Annotated in this window: 1 protein-coding gene and 1 pseudogene; both read right to left on the bottom strand. The window is 32.5% G+C overall.

Annotation, left to right across the window (positions count from 1 at the left end; genetic code table 11):
• Positions 1-36: 36 nt before the first annotated feature.
• On the bottom strand, positions 37-402 hold the full coding sequence (locus VB264_RS25030) for a transposase family protein (RefSeq protein WP_323254141.1): 366 nt from the start codon (positions 400-402) through the stop codon (positions 37-39).
• Positions 403-425: 23 nt separating this feature from the next.
• A pseudogene (locus VB264_RS25025) lies at positions 426-941 on the bottom strand (hypothetical protein); the annotation flags it as partial.

Genomic DNA, 941 nt, shown 5'->3' with positions numbered 1-941 from the left:
TTTTTAACATATATAATCTTGTTTTCGTACAATTTATTAGGCTATTTTCCTGAAATTGTAAAGTCCACAAGCTGTTTTCATAAGATTTTCTCTGAATCCGAATCTGTAATTACGATTTTTATCCTTAACTATTCGTAAAATCTTTATGTGAGCCAAAATATTTTCAACTTTGACTCTCTTTTTGGAAAGTTCTTTATTGAAATCTTTCTGGTCTTGAGTCAAGTCTCTCTTTTGAGTTTTGGTGTTACGTGGTTTTTTATGAGGTAGAATCAAGGTTACATTTTGAGGAGACCAACCCTTGAATCCTAAATCTGCCAATACAGTAATTTGAGTCAAAAAATTTAGCGATTCAACCATTAGTTTATCGTGTACTTTGCCAACATGAGTTTCTCCTAACCACATGATTAAACCTAAGGTTGAGACGATTAAAGCATTTTTAAGTGTATGAGTTTTTTTTTACCACTGTAAAATGTTTCTTGGTCATAGGTATCTGGTTGAATTGGACGCTCTGTTCCATCAATAATATATGTCTCATCCATCTGAAAATCAACGTCTTCGATATTGGCTTTTGGAATATATTTTTCAAGAGATTTGTTCAAAATTGGAGTCAGAATATGAATCCATTTATTGACCATTGACACTTCTAAATCAAACTGAAAAGCCATTACTTCTTGTAAGGAATGGGTCTTTTTGTAGAACAGTAAAAAGAATAATTTATCGCCCACGGTAGGTAATTGTTTGTCATTTTTGGGAACATACTTTCTTAATCTGATTGTTCCATCAAGGTTATATTTTTCAATAAAAGTCTCCCATTTAGATTCAAAAGTGGGTAAAAGTATATCAAACTTCTCAATACTTAGAGAGGTCAAAGATTTAAATTGCCGTGGGTTGTTGCGAGCTTTTTCGTAGGCTGTCATAGCTTTTTGTACAAAGTTCGCACG

This window comes from Arcicella aquatica (assembly GCF_034928825.1).
GTDB classification, from domain to species: domain Bacteria; phylum Bacteroidota; class Bacteroidia; order Cytophagales; family Spirosomataceae; genus Arcicella; species Arcicella aquatica.
This window is presented reverse-complemented; position numbering and strand designations above follow the sequence as displayed.